This is a genomic window from Actinosynnema sp. NPDC059797 (genome assembly GCF_042732085.1).
Taxonomy (GTDB): domain Bacteria; phylum Actinomycetota; class Actinomycetes; order Mycobacteriales; family Pseudonocardiaceae; genus Actinosynnema.
Window position 1 is genome coordinate 3,553 of sequence record NZ_JBHWIE010000106.1, and the last position, 19,801, is coordinate 23,353.

A 19,801-nucleotide genomic window follows, 5' to 3' on the forward strand; every position below is an offset into this window, starting at 1 on the left:
TGGACAACACCGAACGATTGTGGGCCGAACTGCACATCAAGCGGCCCACCCTGGAGGACTGTCTGGACGTCATCGGCCAGTTGGCCCGGACCCGCAGGCCCCCGAAGGACGACGATGTCCTGGTGGCGTTGGAGACGCTGAGGTTGCTGGCCCGGCACGTGTCGTCCGCGACCGTCCTGCCACCCGAGGTCAAGCGCCGCCTATCCAAGCTCCCACTGTTCACCAGCCGGGGTTGGACGCGGCAGCGCCCTGTCTACACCACCGACGACCCCGCCCTCGCCGACGGCCTGCGCGAAAAGGTCCCCGTCTGGCAGCCCGGAGGCGAGATCACCCAGTTCGAAGGCCTCCTGACCGCCCTCCGCATCACCCGCATCGACACCGGCTCCGTCACCGTCGCCACGCCGGACTCGGCACAGCACGACCCGGACGCCACCGAACTGTTCGCGGCGACCTCCGCACTCTTCCAGGACGACCTCGCCCTCAACGACCCGACAGCCGCACGGGCACTCGCCTCCGGCTGGAGCCGATTCCACGCCATCGAGGTGCACGTGGACCCCGACCTGCGGGTGCGCGTCGAGGGCATCGACAACCACCGGCCGGTCGAGGTCGAGGTGACCGCCAAGGCCGACCTCGACGGCGGTCGGCTGTACCTGCGCACCTCCGAGCACCTGCGGCGTGTAGACGGCGCGGGCCGGGCGATCGCGGGCCTGTTCACCACCGCCGACCACCGGCAGTTGGCGCAGGCGTGGCTCGCCGCCTGCATAGCGGCGGAAGAAGGCCGGACCGGACTACGACTACGCCTCGCCGAACAGCAGGCCGCCGAGGAACGCGCCCTCAACGCCCAACGGATCGCCGACCGCACAGCGGCCCTGGGCAAGCACATCTCCAACCGCCAGACCCAGCCGAAATCCACCCGTGCCGCAATCCCACCGCGCAAGCAGCACTCCAAGCCAACTGGTGGCACGTCGACCTCCACGCCGCGGGAACTGGTCGACCCGTCCAGGCTCACCGTCGCGCAGATCCAGGGCCGACCCTGCTCTCCCGCCCGACCGCCCCGACCGAGCAACCCGACGCTGCCGCCGCCGAACCGCACCGCCGGTCCTCCCACCGACCGCACATCTCCGCCGGGTTTCACCGCCGTGCGCAAGGAGAGTGTGGGCCTGGAAATCGTGCGGCTCGTGCTGAACGGTGACGCCGACGACATCGCCGACCTGCGGGCGCAACGCGGGGTCGGTGCCGACGCGGTAGACGGCCTGGACCAGTTCTACGAGCTCAAGGTGCACCTCGGCGACGAGCCGGACACCATCACGCTCCAGGACTCACAAGTCCGCCGGGCCCTAAGCACTCCGGATTTCTTCCTCGTCGTGGTCTCCAACATCGAAGGCCGTGACGCCCGACCGAAGGTCCGCATCATCCCTGACCCCGTGCGCCAGCTGTCGGTGAACCCGTCCAGCTCGGTAACCTTTTCCGGCGTTCGAACCGTCGAACACTCCCTCGAGTACAACCTCGACGCCCTACCGTCGGACGACGCCCATGGACCGCCATAGCGCTCGGCGTCGAATTCGTACCCCTCGACGGTGAGTAAAGATGCCAGCAACTCGCGGACCCCGCACCTGCCGAGAACTCCATTCACACAGGAAGAAGGCGCGCAAAGCCCAAGACCTCGAAGCGCTCATGACACGGCTGTCATTCTGTGCCGCCCAAAAAGCCATCGTCGCAGGTCATCTGCCATGCCAGCATTCTGGCTGACCACGAGAGAAGTAACGCGGTTACTGCGTGAGCGCAAGGGTCTGCACGTAGTGGGCACGTCGGAGCCGGTGGTGCTGCGCTCGCCCGGCGTGGACTGGCAGATCACCTCCGACGGCCAGCAGGAGACCGCCACCGCGGTCGTCCGGCCGCGCGAGGGCGCGCCGATCCCGCCGGGTGCCGTGCTACGGCACCGACGACCTGTCCGAGTCCACCCTGGGCGAGCCCGAGCGGCGCGCGCGGGCGGGCGCGCACTGGTCGGACTGGGCCGCCACGCTCAAGCTGCCCACCATCGAACCGGAACTCGTGCTGCGCTCCGCCCTGACCCTCAAGGGCCTGGTCCACCACGACACCGGCGCGATCATGGCCGCCGCCACCACCTCGCTGCCCGAAGAGCTGGGCGGCATCCGCAACTGGGACTACCGGTACTGCTGGCTACGCGACGCCGCGCTGCGCCCCTCGACTGCCTGCAAGAGAAGCACCTCGAACGGCAACATCCAAGCAGAGCGATATAGTCATACAGCACACCACGAGTCGCCTCCAGCCGAGCCCGAAGAAGCGACCACTTGACCAACCGATATGTTGCAGACTCAACCCCCAGAATTGCGCAAATCATGGCCTGACCTGCGAAAAAACTAAATCGGCAGGTAGCGACGGTGCAGTTGAATGAACTTCATCATGGTTCACTCCGGTTCATTCTCCTTGAATCCTCCCAATCGCCTCCCATCTTCCTCTCACCGCAGGCTTATGTAGACCGCCACAGCCGTCGAACACATGTACGTTCGTCAAGTGACCAGAATCCACAGGGATTGAGCACTTCGGCGATATGGCCATGCCCGTCGCGCCGCTCGCAGATAGCGTGACCACACCGTCCCGCCCCGCAGCACCGGCGTACACGCTGCGCAACCCACCTGCCGCGCTCTCCTGTGGACTTGATGACCGCTTCCCGCACCTAACGGGCGCCAGCGTGACGAGATGGCCGCCCGAACCACCCCACTTGGACACCGGGCCGCGTTCTGCGCGGCTACCCCACCAGACTGCGGCCTACCGCACGGTCGGATTGGCGAGGAGCCATCCGACCGCAACGCCGCAGCGATGAACCGACTATTCCCACACCAGCTGTCCGACCGGTCCGACAGCGCCTCCGCCGACGACGGCACGCTGGCGGCGTCCTCAATGAGTACCACCACGCCGCCTGACCAGCACGGACGACATTTTCGGCAGGTACAGCGGCAGGAGCGACACCATCGACGCCGAGAACGCCGCCCGCGCCGTACTCAACAACACCGCCACCTCCGTGCCCAAGACCAACGACGGCACGGTCGAGATGCTGCGCCAGATCAAGGTCGCCAAGGACGTCGCGGTCAAAGCCCGCACCTCCGCCATGATCACCCTCAAAGCCGTACTCGTCACCGCGGATCCCGAGCTGCGCGAGCAACTGCAACCCTTGACGAAGACGGCGCTGATCCACGCTGCGCCGGCCTGCGTCCCGGCACGGTCGACAGCGTCACCGCCGCGACCAAGCACACCCTGCGCGCCATCGCCCGCCGGTGGCAGCACCTCGACGAGGAGATCAAGACCCACGAGGCGCTGCTGGGCGAGCTCACCGAACGGCTGGTGCCGCAGCTGGTCGACGCCTTCGGCATCGGCGCCAACACCGCCTCCGAGATGCTCATCGTCGCCGGCGACAACATCGACCGCGTCCGCTCGAGCCCGCCTGGGCACGGCTGTGCGGTGTCACCCCGATCCCGGCCTCCCCCGGCATGACCAACCGACACCGACTCAACCGCGGCGGACACCGCCAGGCCAACGCAGCCCTCTACCGCGCCGTCATCGTCCGCATGCGCTTCCACCAACCCACCATCGCCTACGTCGCCCGACGAACCACCGAAGGCAAGACCAAGCCTGAGATCATCGGCTGCCTCAAACGCCTACTGGCCAGGGAAATCTGGGCACTGCTACGACCTCTGCGTACCCTCGCCACCAGCACCACACAGGTCGCTTGACAACTATAGGAGCGGCAACGCCGTCGCCGAGTCGTTCTTCGCCACCATCAAGACCGAACTGCTCGACCGACAGCCCTGGCCCACCAGAACCATGGCGCACAAAGCGATCTTCGAATACATCGAGGGCTGGTACAACACCCGTCGCCTGCACTCCAGCCTCGGCTACCTCAGCCCCGCCGCCTACGAAACCACCCGATACCACCCGGTGGACCGGGTAGCCTGACCACACCTCACCGACCCTGTCCGCCAAAACAGGTCAATCCCAGTTGCCTACGCTGGACCGCACAGGACAGCACCAGGCAGTCGTGCACCGTCTGACACAGCCAGGCCAGCCTAAGCGAGGTGAGCGAAGCGGATGGACTCAGCCGTCGAGGCCGTGACCGAGGTCGCCCCTCCTGATGACTCAGGTTCTGACACATCCGACCGGTACCACTGGCAGGCGTGCATGGCCGCGGCCGACGGCCTGGCCATATACCGGGACAGCCTCACGCCCGAGGGCATGCTGCCAGCCGACCTGGAACGGTCCGTTCTCTGCGAGTACCACGAGGACTGGGTCGTGATAAGCGGTCAGGACGCCGAGCTGGTCTCGGCCAAGCACCGCGACCCCGAGGTCGGGCCGTGGAAGACTGTCAACCAACTCGTCGACGACGGCGGCTTGGCCCACCTCTTCGGCCGGTGGGTCGCCCTTGAAGAAAAAGTGCACGCCCGGCTGGTCACCAACGCGTCACTGGCCGCCGGTGAACCACAACGACTGCACAGGACCATCGCCGCGCTGCGTGACCCCGACGGCACAGACCCGCCCGCCACCACAGATGACACCATTCTCCAGTTCGTGAAAGCGCTGCGCAGACACTGGCGAGACCTTCCCGCGCACTGGCAAGACCCCGAAACCGACCACGCAGCGCCTCCTGAGGTTGAAAAGAAGCAGAAGGCCGAGGTTCGCACATTCTTGTCCGTCCTGGACATCGACCATGGGAGGTACTCCCGCGATGTCGTCGACAAGCTCGCCCCGAGCGAATTCGTCACCCCCGTCCTCGACTGGCTCGGGCACCGCGACACAGGCCCGGATAAGGTCTGGTCTGCCGTCCGGGACCTGTTCACCAAAGCCTCGCGGCACCGCAAGCCGATCCCCTCCGGCAGCCTCCCCGTCGTCCTCACGTCCATCATGAACCGTGGGCGCACCCCTGAACGGATCCGCACCGAAGAAAACCTCGCGGCGCGCACCGTGACACTGGCCGACATCGACGCAGCAATACGGACGTCGATCGCGCCGCTGCCGCAAGAGAGCAGGGTTGGGGTGCCGATCACGCAGGTGACCGACCCCTTGACCTTGGAAGTGCACCGCGCGATCACTCTGGATCAGTCGCCACAACAAGATTCCCTGACCCGGTACGTACGTCGTGCCCATGACGAGCAGTTGGCCCGTGTGGTTGCTCGTGCCATCGAGGGCGACAGTTCGATGGCCGTATTGGTGGCAGGCTCGTCGACCGGTAAGACCCGTGCGTGTTGGGAAGCATTGCACCCAATACTTGCCGCAGGAGGATGGCGCCTGTGGCATCCCTTCGCCCCGACTCGTGCTGAGGCACTGCTGGACGGGTTAGATCAGGTGGGGCCGCGCACAGTGGTGTGGCTCAACGAAACCCAGGAATACCTCGGCGTCAACGTGGACACAGCCGAAAGAGTCGCGGCCAAGCTGCGAAAGCTGCTCGCCGACCAAACCCTGGCGCCGGTGTTGGTGTTGGGCACCTTGTGGCCCGAACATCATTCCGCCCTGCCACGAGATTCAGCGTCGCAGGTACGGGCGGTGTTGGAGGGCACTGTCATCGAGGTGGCAGAATCCTTCACAGACTGTGATTCCAAGGCCTTGGCCGAAGCCGCGGAAGCGGATCCTCGACTGGCGTGGGCGGTCAAGCACGCGGAGAGTGGACGAATAACCCAGTATCTGGCCGGTGCGCCGGAACTGCTACAGCGATATCGCATCGCCACGCCTGCCACCAAAGCAGTCATCTCCGCGGCGATGGACGCCCGCCGGCTCGGTCACCGCAACGCACTGCCTTTAGCGCTGCTACGAGAAGCGGCACCCGCATACCTGTCCGCCACTGAGCGCGACCAACTCGACGACGGCTGGTTGGACCGAGCACTGACCGACGCCTCTGCACCGTGCAGAGGAGTTCTTGGACCAGTGACCCGTGTTCGTCCGGACCTCAATCACCGCGTCCCCGCCCAGCACGCGCACAGCGCAGACGACGGGCAAGCATATCGACTGGCTGACTATCTTGACCAGCACGGCCGTCACAGTCGTACTCACCTTATCCCTCCAGTCGGATTCTGGGTCGCGGCCGCAGCCAATGCCCACCCAGCAGACTTGAGGGTCTTGGCTGAATCGGCCTGGTCTCGAGGACTATTCCGCGACGCCACCCAATTGCATGTCAACGCCACCACCGAGATCGACTCTCGAGTCGCCCATATCCTTATCAAGTACTGGCGGGAACTGTGGCCCGACGATCCGCGCCCCGCTCAGTGGGCCGCAGCTCACGTGTCCCTGGACAATCCCTACGGCGTGAACGCGTTACTGCAGATGGTGCCGCACACCGAGATTGCCCTGCTGGCCGATCGAGTCCTCGAACACATCGACCTGGGCGACCCAAGCCTCATCTCGGTATGGCTACCAGTGTTGACCTCCGCTGGCGCGACTGATCAGGCCGCGACGCTGATTGAGCAGGCCAGCCAGGTAGCGCTCTATGACTGGAGGGCTGTCGAGCGCTTAGTCGAGTGTTTGCATGCTGCTGGCGCCGTTGAACAAGTCGCAGTGTTACGTGACCGCGCCGTGGACAAGCTCGCCGATGCCGTTCCCGACAATCCGGTCATGCTATGGTCGATGATGAGGGCCTTCCACGCCATCGGTGCGGTAGATCAAGTCTGTGTCATAGCGAAACGAGCCATTTTCGAGGCCGACCTTGATGATGTGCCCGCCACACGCTCCTTGCTGCACGTGCTCCACGAAGTCCACGCCATTGATCACATCACCGTGCTGGTCGACCGTATTGTGGCTGAGGCTGATCTCAGCGACCCATGGCAGCCGGTCGGCACCGGACAAGTGCAACTACTGCTGACCATTCTGGACCAAGTCGCTACTGTCGAACAGATCACAGTGTTGGCCGACCGCATACTCGCTGGAATAGATCTCACCGATCCCGACGACGTGAGATGGACGATCGAGCTATTTAGTCCTCGCGGCTTGACCGAATGGGTATCGCGGTTAGCTCGTCACGCCGTCATTAACGTCGCCGTCGACAACCTCTGTTCTTTGGACGGACTTCTGGAGGCCCTGTGCAGTGTCGGAGCCAGCGAGCACGCCACCGCGCTCGCACGCCGAGCGGCACGCAAGATCAATCGACGCGATCCTGAGATCCTATGGCAGATCTTGCAGGCATTGCACACCGTCGAGGCGTTCGAGGAGATCGAAAACCTGGCCGGAGCCACCGTCGACGTCACCCTCGACGACACAAGGGCCGTTGAGGCACTGCTGCGCCTACTGCAGATGATCGGAGAGACCGATCACTTGATCGTGCTCGCCCGCCGCGTCGCGCACAGCGCCTCCATCAACGACACGCGTGCGCTGCGGTCCCTGCTGCACAGGCTCTACACGGTGCCCGACGGTCCGAGGTTGACGACCGTACTCGCCGGGCGCATCGACATCGATGCCGCCATGCTAGACCCCGAATCGGCGTTGTGGCTGCTAAGGGATCTGCACGAGGTCGGTGCCACAGAACAGGCGATGGCGCTTGCCGATCGCCTCGCCGCCGAGGTGATCGGCAGCCCTCACTCCATGAAGCGGAGACTTGAGGTACTGCACGCTGTAGGCGCTGCGGACCAGGTCGCAGCGCTTGCCGTTCGTGCCGGGCCGTTGGTCGCAGTCGACGATCTGCCCGCTGTGGAAGAGCTGCTGGCGACACTGCAGTCGATCGGAGCGAAGGACCAAGTTGCTGTGGTGGGTGCTCGCGCGGCCAGGCGAGTACTTCACACGCTGCAGAAAAGCCCTAGGACCGACTCTGGTTTCGACAGGCGATACTCGCTGCTGTCGCTGATGAAGACATTGCGCTCCCTTGGAGCCAACGAGCAATTCAGCACACTGGCTGATCGAGTAGTGGCAACCATTGCCTTGGACAACTGGTACGTCGTAACCGACCTGATGAAGCAACTCCATGAGGCCGGAGCGGAAGAACAATTGGCTGTACTGCTGGCTCGCGACCCAGCCAGCCAGGTACCGTTGCGCGAACCGAGACTGGTGACTGAAGTACTGGAAACGCTGCACCATATCGGCGCGCTCGAACAGACCGCTAAGCTGGTCGAGCGTGCCGCCGCGCACGTCACCCTCCACCGACTGGACACGACTTCCCTCGGATTGCTGGTGACAGCGCTCGGCCTTGTCAACGCTGCGGACCACGCCGCCATGCTGGTTGACCGGTATCCTGCCTCCGGATTGTTTGACGCGTTCCTCCAATTCCGCGACCACCGGACACGGTTTCGCTTCGGACGAGAACCGGACGCATCCGCAGCTATCTCGTGGGCTTGGGATGACCTAACCTTCGATGACAGAGTCGTCCGACACCTCGGAGCACGCCAATCCGGTGCCGCCTCCGCCGTCACCACGACATGACACCGCCCTGCACACGCTGCTCGGCCAAGCCGTCGACGCCGTCTCCGACGCCGACAGCTGGGCACCCCTGGCCCGCGTCGGCCACATCATCACCACCCAACACCCCGACTTCGACCCCCGCACCTACCGCCACGCCAAACTCGCCAACCTCGTCGAGGCCACCGGCCGCTTCGACGTCGACCGCCGCTACCCCGCCGAGGACAAACCCGCGGTTGTCTACATCCGCCGACGAACCCCCTCCGAGGCGGACCCCGTCCACAGCGCAGACCAGACGGGGCAGGAACCCGACCGCTGAACACACAGCCGACACCCCCGGAATCGGATGAACGATGCACTTGTCGAAAGACCAACAAGTGGAGAGCACCCCCGCCACCCAGGCCAGGGAACTCGTGCGCGTCTTCCGTGGCTCCCCCGGCCCGACCGAACGCGCCGCCTCCGCCCTGCACATGCAGCCTGCAGAAGCACATGAACTGCTACGCCGGCTCGCCGAGGCCGACTACCTCGAGATCACCGAACAGGACGACGACGGTCCCCGCTGGTTCACCACGGTCAAAGGCAATGCCCTCGCCGGCGCCAGCTTCGCCAAACCCATCACCCGCGACACCGCACGGCGACACCTCGACGGCCTGCTCCAGCGCGTTCGCGCATACAACGCCGACCACGCCAAGCCCTACAGCGTCACCCACGTCACCGCCTTCGGCAGCTACCTCGACCCCACCCAGAACCCTCTCGGCGACCTCGACATCGCCATCCAGGTCGTCCGCCGCGTCCCCCACGACGAGTTCACCCGCCGACGCGACGCCATCACCCACGACTCCGGCCGCTACTTCGACTCCTTCATCCGAGAACTGGTCTACCCACTACGCCAGCTCATCCTGCACCTCAAAGACCGCAAACCCTCGATCAACATCACCAGCGAGGACATCACCACCCTCACCGACCGACACTCCCGCGTCTACGACATCGGACAAGACCCTACGGCCGAACAACCACACGAAGACGCCACCGTCGAACCGCTGTCCTGACAACACCGCTCCTCCGAGCTCGACCTGCGGCTCTATTGGCCACGCCCTTCAGCCCGACCAAACCAGTCAAATTTTTGACCGTATGATCGACGTGTGGACCCGCAGATCGCGACTCCCCAAGCCGTAAAAGAGTTCATTAACGCCCGCCGGGCGCTGTTCCGCGCCATCGACTTCGACCACGCGCGAGACGTGAGCGCCGACGAGATCGCCCACATGGCCTCCACCGCCATGAGCAGGCCGATCGTGCTGTCCTACCTCGCCGCCAAAAACCTGCACACCGACGCCCGCAACGCCCTGCGCACCGCCAAACTCGAAGGCCCTTTCGGTGTCGAGATCACCGGCAAGATCGGCTGCGGCTCACGGACCGTCCAGCTCACCCTCGCCTACGATCCCCGAGAAATCGACCAGGAACCCGAAAATCTTGTCACCCGAGCCGTCGATGCCCTGCGAACCGCCGACATCGACACCGAAACACCACAGGAATACGACTCGATCACCGACGCGCTCTGGGACGGCAAGCCCGTACCACTACACCGATCATGAACCACGAAGCCCAGTCCCCACCTCCCGCCCCGGAATCGACTAGGGTCTGTCAACGAGCGGTGTAACTCGGGTTGAGGTGGGTCACTTGCGTCCGGCGGCCAGGCGGCCGTCGAAGGCGATTTCGAAGGCGTTGAGGGCGGCCTTCCAGCGCACGGTCCAGCGTTTGCGGCCGGTGCCGGTCGGGTCGAGGCTCATGATCGCCAGGTAGACGCATTTGAGCGCGGCCTGGTCGTTGGGGAAGTGGCCTCGTGCCTTCACGGCGCGGCGGATACGGGCGTTGACGGACTCGATGGCGTTGGTCGAGCAGATCACCCGGCGGATCTCGGTGTCGAAGGCGAGGAAGGGAACGAACTCGGCCCAGGCGTTGTCCCAGAGTCGCACGATGGCCGGGTAGCGGGTGCCCCAGGCCTCGGCGAACTCGGTGAACCGTTCCTTGGCCGCGGCCTCGGTCGGGGCGGTGTAGACGGGTTTGAGGGCCTTGGCCACGGCGTCCCAGTGCTGGCGGGCGGCGTAGCGGAAGCTGTTGCGCAGCAGGTGCACGATGCAGGTCTGGGTCACCGCGCGGGGCCAGACGGTGCCGATGGCGTCGGGCAGGCCGGTCAGCCCGTCGCAGACGACCATGAGCACGTCCGCCACGCCGCGGTTGCGCAGCTCGGTGAGCACGTGCAGCCAGTATTTGGCGCCCTCGCCGCCGTCGCCGGCCCAGAGCCCGAGGATGTCGCGATGCCCCTCGCAGGTCACGGCCAGGGCCATGTAGATCGGCCGGTTGGCGACCTGCCCGTCGCGGATCTTGACGTGCACGGCGTCGACGAAGATCACCGGATAGACCGGGTCGAGTGGCCGGTTCTGCCACTCGACCATGCCCTCGACCACCTTGTCGGTGATCGTGGAAATGGTCTGGCGGGAGACCTCCGCGCCGTAGACCTCGGCCAGGTGCGCGCTGATCTCGCCGGTGGTCAGACCCTTCGCCGACAGCGAGATCACCATCTCGTCCACGCCGGTCAGGCGCTTCTGCCGCTTGGCCACGATCCGCGGCTCGAAGCTGGAGTCACGGTCGCGGGGCACGTCGATCTCCACCGGGCCCACGTCGGTGAGCACGGTCTTCGAGCGTGTGCCGTTGCGCGAGTTCCCGGTTCCACGACCAGCGGGATCGTGCTTGTCGTAGCCCAGGTGGTCGGTGATCTCACCCTCCAGGGCGGACTCCAACAGCCGCTTGGTCAGCTGCTGGAGCACCCCGCCCTCACCGGTCAGCTTCAGCCCACCGGCGCGGGCCCGACTGACCAACTGGTCGACCAACTGCTGGTCCAGGCCGTCCAGAACGGTCTCGGGCTTGGCATCCTCAGCGTGCTCCACGCCGGACATCATCTCGGTCATCAGGTGCACTTCCATGATCGGGAGTTACACCGCTCGTTTACAGTCCCAGTCCAGGCAGACGATCTCCTGCATAGACGGAGCCAATTCACTATCATTGATCCGATCGGCGCGGTCACCATGCAAAACGCGTAGTTTTGTCGGCTTTCCCGCGGGGCCGCGTCTCCCCATCGTCGCACCTTCCAGCGGCTGTAAGTATCTACATTACCCGGCGTTATCGCAGTTGACCTTTTTTGTCAAATCCTGTGAACACGCCACTCGTTCGGGTGAACTGTCCGACACGGCCAAGAGATTAGGTTCCGACTCGAACCAGAGATGTACACAGAGTCATCTTCAAGAGGTAGGTGGACAGCAGTCGGAACCAACGGTCACCACTGATTCGATCGTCCTGAGCGGGCAACTACCTGTTCCTCAAAGGAGCCCCGACCTGCATCCGTCCCGACCTCATGCATGGGTCGGGAAGGTCCCGACCTGCCCGTAGCAACGGGTGAGTTCGAGGAGGCTAAGTGGTTTGGAGGAAGGCAGGCGGGGATAGACGCCGCACGCGAGTGGTGCGGCGACGCTCTCAGCGGAAGTGGAATTCCGCGAAGGGCGCTGTCGTCCTAAGCCTGCTGGTACAGGTCGTCACCCTGGCGGGAGCGATCGTCGATCTGTTGACCAGGTAAAACGGTCGGAGGTACACCTGCACAGTGCAGCCCCGGTTGTCCGCCCGAGGGTGGACAACCGGGGCTGCATCGACACCAATACGTCCCACAGTGGGACAAGCTGCGATGCCTTGATGAGCTGAGGTGTACCGGTCAGGTGCCGGAGCTGCGGCCTCGGGACGGGCTTGCGGCGCGGCGGCTGAGGGCGCGGCGGACGCCTGCGGCGAGCCGTGTGCCTGCCGAAAACCTCATCCAAGTAAAGGACATATTGAGTCGAAAGTGATCGCCTTCCGGTAGGTTGGTCGCTCGTGATCGAGGTTGAGGGTGCGCATCGGTTGTCGCCTGCGGAGCGTGAGGTGCTGCGGTTGCGGGTGGTGGCGGCGTTGGAGTCCGGGAAGGTCGAGGGTTATCGGCAGGCGGCTGAGGTGTTCGGGGTCTGACGAGCGCTCGGTGGGCACCTGGTGGCGTGCCTACCGGCGGGACGGTCGTGACGGCCTGGCGACCCGCAAAGGGCGGCCCGGCCCTGCCGAACTGATCACCCCGGAGGACAGGGGCACCCTGTTCACAGCGATGGCCGACTACACGCCCGAGGAACTGCTGATCGGCGGCCCGCTGTGGACCCGCCAGGCGGTGGTCGAGCTGATCGGCCTGGTCGTGGGCGTGGACATGACCGAGCAGGGTGTGGGGTTGTGGCTGCGCCGCCACGGCTTCACCCCGCAGCGTCCGGCCCGCCGCGCCTACGAGCAGCAGCCCGCCGTGGTGCGCGCGTGGCTGGACGAGGAGTATCCGGCGATCGAGACGCGCGCGAAGGCGGAGGGTGCGGCGGTCGCCTGGGTCGACCAGTGCGGGCTGCGTTCGGATGTCGCGCCGCCCGGCCGGTCCTGGGCGCCGAAGGGCCGCACGCCGATCGTGCGGGTGATCAGGAAATGGCTGCGGGTCAACGTGATGTCCGCAGTCGCCTCGCGTGGTGCGTTGTGGTTCACCGTGTTCACCGAGCGGTTCACCGCGACCGTGTTCACCGCGTTCCTCGACCGCGTGGCCCGCCAGGCGGTCAGGAAGGTCCACGTCATCGCCGACCGGCACCCGGTCCACCGCGGCAAGGCAGTTCGCGCCTGGATGGAGACCAACGTCGACCGGGTCGAGCTGCGCCTGATGCCCGGCTACAGCCCCGAGCTCAACCCGGACGAACTGCTCAACGCCGACCTGAAACGCAACGTCAACGCCTCCCGCGCCCACAACCTCGACCGCCTCGCCCACGAGACCCGACGCTTCCTGCGCCGCCGCCAACGCCAGCCGCACATCGTCCACGGCTACTTCCGGGCCCCACACGTCCGCTACGCCATCATGTAGGCAACCGAACAGTTTCGACTCAATAGGAGGTTTAAATAGCACTAGGCCGATTCTAGCCGCCGGACCTCAAGGCGTTTCCCGTTAAGAAAAAGATTCCACCATGCAATAATGATCAGAACGCTGGCACTTACCCCACCCCCATAGATCGCAGGCAGACCCCCATTGTGCTGCAACGCCTTATACAGCATGAAGACAGTGAACGCTATGGTGCCCAGCAGGATGAAGATGTAGGGCAGCCCAGCCGCGAGCGTGCGAGCCCTAGATGCATGCCCTGGATCGAGGAACTGTTCGCCAACACCCACACCGAACTTCGGTTCGCCAGCCATTGCGGGCTTGGGAGCGACCACCCGCTGTAATCTACTCTGTTTCGTCGCCGCCCGAACCTTCAGCTCATCGTCGTCGACGATTCCAACGATGACCCTTTCGATGCGTTGAGCGGCCGCCGCACGTGCTCCATTTAACCCGACCATCGCCTGATGGTAGGCAATCAGCGCACAGGCCGGCACAGGCGCGAAAGCCAACAGAACACCATGCAAAGTAGTTGCTGTGCTCACGAATCCAAGCACCGCTGCTACATAGGCCAGAGCGAATCCCAGCACAGCCAGTGCATTGGTGAAGATCGTTGCATTGTCGGCACGTTCAGCCTGATAGACCGCGGCAAGCAGGGTCACCTTATCAGAATTCGAATATCCATTGCTCATGGCCGCTCCTGGTTGGCCGGTCTGTGCGAACATCCTCGACATCGCCCGCCAGGCGTGCACCAGCAGAACGACGCCCAGTCCCAGAAGTAACTTCCGGGCAAGTCGAACCATCGGCATCCTATACCTCACTGCAGATCAGCCGGATACTACGGTTTAGCTTCCGAACATTTAATCGTACACACTTCCGTCCGCAGGCCGAATTCTCACCCCCTCTAATGTCGGCCGCTACGACCGTCGAACACAGGTGCGCAAATCAAGTGGCCAGAGTTGTCACCGGTACCGAGAGTGCTGCGACCACGACCTTTCCTCTACCGACACAGTTTGATCAATACCCCCAGCACTGCGGCGGCCAACTCGCAGGTCAGGCCAAGGATGCCGACTTTTGACACCCCTGCAGGGTCCGACCAGCTTCGACAACCATGAGCTTCATGGTCCGCTGTGGATCAGCGACGCCCACAGGTCGGGACGGTCCGAGTGTTCGACGCGCAAGCGCTGGACGACCGCGCGCAAGACGTGTGCCGCTGTACTCGTGTCGGCGGTCGGCAGCAGACCCCGGTAGAAGTACCTGGCCGCATCGGCGGCGACAGCGTCGTTGAGGGGCCACAAACTGGCGACCACGTGCTTGAACCCCGCCAGGTGAAAGGCCGAAGCGAGGTGGACGGACTCCTCGGCCAGGCGCAGGCCGGTGTGGGCGGTCGAGCAGGCCGACAGGTAGGCCAGTTCGGCGGACTCCAACCTGAGGCGGCTGATCTCGCTAACTTGAAGGGGCCTGTCGTGCAGCATCAGGGCGCTGCGTGACGGGCTCTCGGCGTCGTCCACCGCGTGGCAGGCGAAGTGGCACCACGTGCTCGTCTGCAGTTGGGCGAGCACCTTGTCCGCAGTGGCTTGGGCGTTGTCCAACAGGGGCAGGTCCGACTGAGCCGGGTGCAGTGCTGCGGACTCGACCACGGTGCCCGGCAAGTCACCGAACCCGGGAGTGCGTTCAAGCGCGACCGTCAACTGCCGGCGTTCCCGTGCGCCGGGGCGGTTGCGCGCGTAGGCGAGGGCACGCAACGTTGGCACGTACGACGAGACCAGGTGATCCAACGCGCCGTCCTGCCCAGGGTGTCCGGCCGCGTGGAGCGGCAGCGTCGCGACCGCGCTCGTGGGCAGCCACCAGACCCTGGTCGGTTCTTCCCGGTCGGGTCCCGGCATCGCCTGCACCACCGGCTCGACGACGGTGTCCCAGAGCCAAACCAGGACGTCGGTGAACACCTGCTTCCGGTTGAGGATCGCCTTCAGTGAGAAGCGCTCGTGCACCGCTTTCCGGAATTCGATCAGGTGTTCATGTGCCGTTTCAGCCCGCAGGCCGGGTAGGGGCACCGTGATCGGAAGGCCTTCGGGTTGGATGATGATCGCGTCGCCACGTTCGTCGGTGGCGTTCACCAGCACGGCGACGCCACCCCGCACCGCCCGCTGGAGATCCGCGTATGCGGGTGGCAGCAGGAAGCGGGACAGGCCGGGTAGCTCGCGAATCCGGGTGAGCAACCGGTCGTACTCCTGCCACGACCGCCGCCGGGCGCCGTCGGCATGGTGGTCGTCCGCTACGAACGAGCCGAGGCGACGGCGGACCCCCTCGAACCGTGCGGCCAGGTCTTCGTCGACCTCGGCCAGCTCGGTGAGCTCGGACCGCGAGTCGAGTTCGGCGGCGAACATGACGCCCCGACCCAACTCGGCCACCTCGACCGCGCCGACCGGGTCGTCTGCGGACAGGTGCGCGGCTATCGTCTGCCCGATCAGCGAGATGCGTTGTGCGAGTACGTGCTCGCGATCGGATCGCTCGACCCTGGGTGACGCCACGATCGGCAACAGCGACGCGGTCGAGTCGAACACCTCGACCGCCGTCCGCGTGTCACCTGCGGCGGTGGCGAGTATGCCGATGTGCTGACCGGCGTTGAGCCGGTCGAGGGCAGGCGCGGTCGTCGCGGTGGCGAGCTTGTCGGCGAGCTTGCGCGCGAAGCCCGGTCTCGCCGCGGATGGATCCAAGGTAATCAGGGCGTGGTGCCCGATGGCCACTCCGGCAAGCGTCCTCGGCAGGCTAGTGTCACCGTCCGGCGTGTCCTCCAATGCCGCTTTGCCGAACTCCACCGTTCTGATCAGGTCGTCCACGTCCCAGGAGGCGACGAATCGGAGGAAGTGGTAACGGCCCAGGTTCGCTCGGTTCAGGACATGTCGCGGGTGGTCCTTCGGAAGGGCAGCCACGGCAGTTTCACCGAGGTGGACGGCACGGTCGAGATCGTTCGGGTCGGAGGAGATCGCATATCGCGCGCCGTAGGCCGACGCCAAGGCCGGCGCAGTGGTGCCGAAGGTCGGCGGGTGCCCGGTGGCGGCTGCGACGGCCTGCTCACCGACCTCGATCGACCGGTCCAGGTCGGTCCGGTCGAGGCCGCGCTCGAAGCGCTTGCGGCGGGAGATGGCCAGGTTGGACAGGTACTTCTTGAGGCCGGGGTCGTCTTGTGGCGCCATCGCGACCGCGCGCTCACCGAGTTGGATCGCACGGTCCAGACTCGCGACGTCACCGTCGTTCTCATAACGCGTGATGTAACACATCGCGTTGTTCGCGAGCGTGCCGGCGAGGTCGTAACGATCCTCGGGCATGATGGAGGCGGCTTCCTCGCCGAGCCGCACGGCCATTTCCAGGTCCTCCGCCACACCCGTGGCCTGGTGGCGCTCGAGGTAGGCGAGGGAGAGGTTCGACAGGCGGATCGCCAGGTCCGGGTGGGCCGGTCGGCCGTTGGCCACCGACTGCTCACCCAGTTCGATGGCCCGGTTAACGTGGTCCAGCGCGCCGGTGCGGATGAACGCCTCCCGGCGGAGGTCTCCCAGGGCGTTGCTCCGCTCGCCGAACATCGGGTCGTCCGCGGGGGTCGCCCTCACGCTCAGTTCGCCTACCCTGATCGCTCGCAGGAGGTCGTCCACCGAGAGGGTGACCTCGAACTTCCTTACGTACAAGTGCCTGTGCTTGCTCAGGTTCATCGCGTAGGACGGCTCGCCCGGACGAACGCGCGCGGTGATCGTCTCGCGGAGGTCGATGGCCCGCTGGAGGTCGGCCATTTCGCCGTTGCGCGTGAACCGGGTTTCGTAAGCCTCGCTGAGCGTGGACAGGGAGATCAGAAACATCTGGTCGGCGTTCGGCAACACCGTGAGGGCGGCGGTCATGAGGGCGATGCCGACGTCCAGCACGACCGGGTCACTGGTGGTTTCGGACTCCTGGGACAGGAACTTGCAGGCCAACATGATCTGCTCGTACGGCTGGCTTAAGGGGCCGAGGAAGGGTTGTAACGGGATCGGCACGAAGTCCGCCGACATGGCGTGCGGGAGGAAGAAGGAGATCGCCCTGGCGAGCTCGTGGTAATTGTCCACGGTGGCCGTCGACGCCTTTGCACCCGGTTCGGACGCAGCGAGCGATCTCAGCACCGCCCAGCGGTAGAGGTGGAGCCAGCCCAGGTGGTGGTGCACTTGGTCCAGGCGTTCGGACTCCGCGGCCGTGAGGTGGTGCGGGTCGACGGGCTCCGCGGCCTGCTGGAGCGCCCGGGCATCGGCCAGCACGTTCTCACCGATAAGCTCGGCTCGACGTCGCGGGTCTTCCTGGTGGTGCTTGAGCACGTCTTGCAAGCGCACGAGGATTTCTTCGAACCCCAACGGGAGGCGCCTTTCTGCGATCAGGTTCGTCGGGACGGGTGTTACGACGACAGGGCCGGGCGGGGCACGAGCAGGTGGGCTTGCGCCTGGTAGTTCTTCACGACCACGTCGACCCGTTCGAAGTCGATCTCCGCGAACTCTTCGAAGCGGCTGACGAGCATGTGGTGGACCGTGTCGGAGACGAGCACTGCGACCGGCGCGTCCCGGTCACGGGCGACGGCGTCGCGGATCGGCCGGCTGTCCACGAGCCGGCAGAAGTTGATGACCGCGTCGGCGGTGAAGCCGAGCGGCCCGAGGCCCACGGTGCCGATGTCCATCGCCATGCGCAGCCGCACCTGGTCTTCGTGGGTTTGGTTGTCGGCGGCCAGCGCTCGTGGCAGTGCCGTCAGCAGGAGGTCAAGGGCCGTGGGCAGGTCGGCGTCAGGCGGGAAGAACGCGACGACGCCGTCACCGGTGCCCTGGAAGTAGTCGCCGCCGAGCGTGACATCCGCGTCCGCTGTCACGTCGTCGAAGATTTTCCGCAGGCGGGCCTGGACCTGCTGGCGCTCGCGGACGGACCGCTTGCCGTAGCCGACGACATCGACCGTGAAGCCGAGCCGCACCGTGATCGCGGTGGTGGCCGGGACCGCGGTGTCGGAAACCGCGGCGCGCGGCAGCCGGATGGTGAAGTGGTCGCCGCGGCCACGCGGGTGCAGGCTCCACGTGTCGGCGAGCTCCAGCGCGTAGTCCGCGACCGCCTCGCCGGCCAGTTCCCGGCACCCCGACGGGACCACGATGGTCAGCCACCCCACGTCGGAACCCGGCCGAACCCTGCCGGTGCGCCGCCAGCGGACACCGGGCCCGCCCACGTCGAGGCAGTCGACCACGGGCGTCAGCGAGGGCAGCGGCACGTGGTCGTGCAACACCCTGCCGGCCAGGTCGGGCTCGTAGCGGATGAAATCCAGGTCCTCGGTGACGGCGTAGCGGACGGGCGGAGTCTCGACCGAGACCGCTCTCGGCAGCGCATCGCTCACCACGGCGTCCGGGGTCGTGAAGCGGAGCCCGACCTCGGTCCAGGTCGGCGTCGGCGCCTCGGGGTCGAGTACGAGCTGGTGGTTCACCTTGACCAGGTACGCGTCGTACCCGGTCGGTGCGCCAGCGAGGGGGTGGACCCGCATGCCCTGGAACGTGATGCCGCCCAGGCGGATATCGGTGACGTGAAACGAGCGCAGCTCCTCGGTAAGCAGGAGGGCGACTTCGGCCAAGGGTTGCACGGGTGCTCCGGGGATCAGGTGCCGACATGGACGGACGCGGCCCACGTCGTGGGTGCCGCCGGGAAGGTCTCCCGGACGAGGCGCACGGCGTGGTGCAGCGCGAGCGCGATGTCCGAAAGCCGAGATTCTGTGCTGCCACCGGAGGTGAGATGGTCGTACACCGCCGCGGTGATCCGGGCCGCCGTCGAGTTGACCGGGGTGATGGTGCCCACGACGTTCCGGCACCCGGCGAGGTGGAAGGCCGCGGTGATGTGCACGGCCTCGTCGGCCAGCCACTCGGCGGTCTCGGAGGTGTGGCAAGCAGAGAGGAACGCCAACTCGACGTGTCCCAGGTCCAGGCGGGACAGCGCCTCGACGGTGAGGGCGGACGAGTCGTGGTCGTGCAACAGCAACCGGCCGAGGCCCGCGTTGACCGGGTCACCCACGGCGTGGCAGGCGAAGTGGGCGATCGAGTGGTGCGGCAGGGACTTCAGGACCGCGGTCCTGGTGGCTCCCGAGGAGACGAGCACCTCGGTGTCGCGAAGCAGCGCCACCACGTCGGACACCTCGTCCATCGCGGAGCTGAGGGGCGAGGCTCCGGGGGTGTCGGGCATCGCCACGACGAGCGCCGACCGGGTTCGCCCCGAGCCGCCGCGACGGGCGTAGGCAAGGCCCCGGACCGAGTAGGTATAGGAGGACACCACCCGGTCCAGGACGGACCGCCCGCTCCCGTCGAGGTGGTGCCCGGCGGCGTGCAGCGGCAAGGAGTTCATCACACCCCCCCGGCCCCACCCCCACCCGGGGCCAGGCGCCCCCCACACACCGCCCCGACCCCCGGGGTG

At 65.9% G+C, this 19,801-nt stretch carries 14 protein-coding genes and 2 pseudogenes; 10 read left to right on the forward strand and 6 right to left on the reverse strand.

From position 1 onward, the window contains the following. Together ACFV4N_RS22750 and ACFV4N_RS22755 are read left to right on the forward strand one after the other, a co-directional pair. A partial coding sequence (locus tag ACFV4N_RS22750) for a hypothetical protein (protein WP_499674582.1) occupies positions 1-1,547 on the forward strand: 1,547 nt, incomplete at its 5' end. Between the two features lie 219 nt (positions 1,548-1,766). Then, positions 1,767-2,199, forward strand: a pseudogene (locus tag ACFV4N_RS22755) (trehalase-like domain-containing protein); the annotation flags it as partial. A gap of 720 nt (positions 2,200-2,919) precedes the next feature. Here ACFV4N_RS22755 and ACFV4N_RS22760 read toward each other — a convergent pair. Continuing rightward, the gene (locus tag ACFV4N_RS22760) at positions 2,920-3,471 is read right to left on the reverse strand and encodes a hypothetical protein (protein WP_499674583.1); all 552 of its coding nucleotides are present in this window, start codon (positions 3,469-3,471) and stop codon (positions 2,920-2,922) included. 38 nt (positions 3,472-3,509) lie between these two features. Between ACFV4N_RS22760 and ACFV4N_RS22765 the strand changes: the two genes are divergently transcribed. The 6 genes and pseudogenes from ACFV4N_RS22765 (at position 3,510) to ACFV4N_RS22790 (ending at position 9,980) form a co-directional block, all read left to right on the forward strand. After that, on the forward strand, positions 3,510-3,752 hold the full coding sequence (locus ACFV4N_RS22765) for a hypothetical protein (RefSeq protein WP_499674584.1): 243 nt from the start codon (positions 3,510-3,512) through the stop codon (positions 3,750-3,752). A gap of 16 nt (positions 3,753-3,768) precedes the next feature. Further along, a pseudogene (locus ACFV4N_RS22770) lies at positions 3,769-3,975 on the forward strand (IS3 family transposase); the annotation flags it as partial. Positions 3,976-4,107: 132 nt separating this feature from the next. Continuing rightward, positions 4,108-8,412, forward strand: coding sequence for a hypothetical protein (locus ACFV4N_RS22775; protein ID WP_499674585.1), 4,305 nt, complete (start codon positions 4,108-4,110; stop codon positions 8,410-8,412). After that, on the forward strand, positions 8,384-8,707 hold the full coding sequence (locus ACFV4N_RS22780) for an OST-HTH/LOTUS domain-containing protein (protein ID WP_499674586.1): 324 nt from the start codon (positions 8,384-8,386) through the stop codon (positions 8,705-8,707). Before ACFV4N_RS22775 ends, ACFV4N_RS22780 begins: the two co-directional genes overlap by 29 nt. Positions 8,708-8,765: 58 nt before the next feature. Further along, a complete protein-coding gene (locus ACFV4N_RS22785; protein WP_499674587.1) occupies positions 8,766-9,437 on the forward strand; it encodes a hypothetical protein in 672 nt (223 codons plus the stop codon). A gap of 93 nt (positions 9,438-9,530) precedes the next feature. Further along, positions 9,531-9,980: a hypothetical protein gene (locus tag ACFV4N_RS22790; RefSeq protein WP_499674588.1), complete on the forward strand. Its 450-nt coding sequence runs from the start codon at positions 9,531-9,533 to the stop codon at positions 9,978-9,980. An 81-nt stretch (positions 9,981-10,061) separates the two neighbouring features. On the opposite strand, the gene ACFV4N_RS22795 is transcribed toward ACFV4N_RS22790, so the two are convergent. Beyond that, complete coding sequence (locus tag ACFV4N_RS22795; protein ID WP_499674596.1) at positions 10,062-11,354, reverse strand: IS256 family transposase; 1,293 nt, start codon at positions 11,352-11,354, stop codon at positions 10,062-10,064. A gap of 949 nt (positions 11,355-12,303) precedes the next feature. Here ACFV4N_RS22795 and ACFV4N_RS22800 point away from each other — a divergent pair. Both ACFV4N_RS22800 and ACFV4N_RS22805 read left to right on the forward strand, forming a co-directional pair. Beyond that, positions 12,304-12,435: a hypothetical protein gene (locus ACFV4N_RS22800; protein WP_499674589.1), complete on the forward strand. Its 132-nt coding sequence runs from the start codon at positions 12,304-12,306 to the stop codon at positions 12,433-12,435. Between the two features lie 10 nt (positions 12,436-12,445). Next, positions 12,446-13,345 (forward strand): IS630 family transposase, encoded by a 900-nt coding sequence (locus ACFV4N_RS22805; protein WP_499674590.1) that lies wholly within the window; start codon positions 12,446-12,448, stop codon positions 13,343-13,345. A 41-nt stretch (positions 13,346-13,386) separates the two neighbouring features. Here ACFV4N_RS22805 and ACFV4N_RS22810 read toward each other — a convergent pair whose 3' ends face one another. The 4 genes from ACFV4N_RS22810 to ACFV4N_RS22825 form a co-directional block, all read right to left on the reverse strand. After that, a complete protein-coding gene (locus ACFV4N_RS22810; protein ID WP_499674591.1) occupies positions 13,387-14,079 on the reverse strand; it encodes a hypothetical protein in 693 nt (230 codons plus the stop codon). Between the two features lie 393 nt (positions 14,080-14,472). Further along, entirely contained in the window at positions 14,473-17,727 is a 3,255-nt protein-coding gene (locus ACFV4N_RS22815) for a CHAT domain-containing protein (RefSeq protein WP_499674592.1), read from the reverse strand. A gap of 41 nt (positions 17,728-17,768) precedes the next feature. Continuing rightward, positions 17,769-18,980, reverse strand: a complete 1,212-nt coding sequence (locus tag ACFV4N_RS22820; RefSeq protein WP_499674593.1) for a hypothetical protein — start codon at positions 18,978-18,980, stop codon at positions 17,769-17,771. Positions 18,981-18,994: 14 nt separating this feature from the next. Then, on the reverse strand, positions 18,995-19,732 hold the full coding sequence (locus tag ACFV4N_RS22825; protein ID WP_499674594.1) for a CHAT domain-containing protein: 738 nt from the start codon (positions 19,730-19,732) through the stop codon (positions 18,995-18,997). Positions 19,733-19,801: the final 69 nt, after the last annotated feature.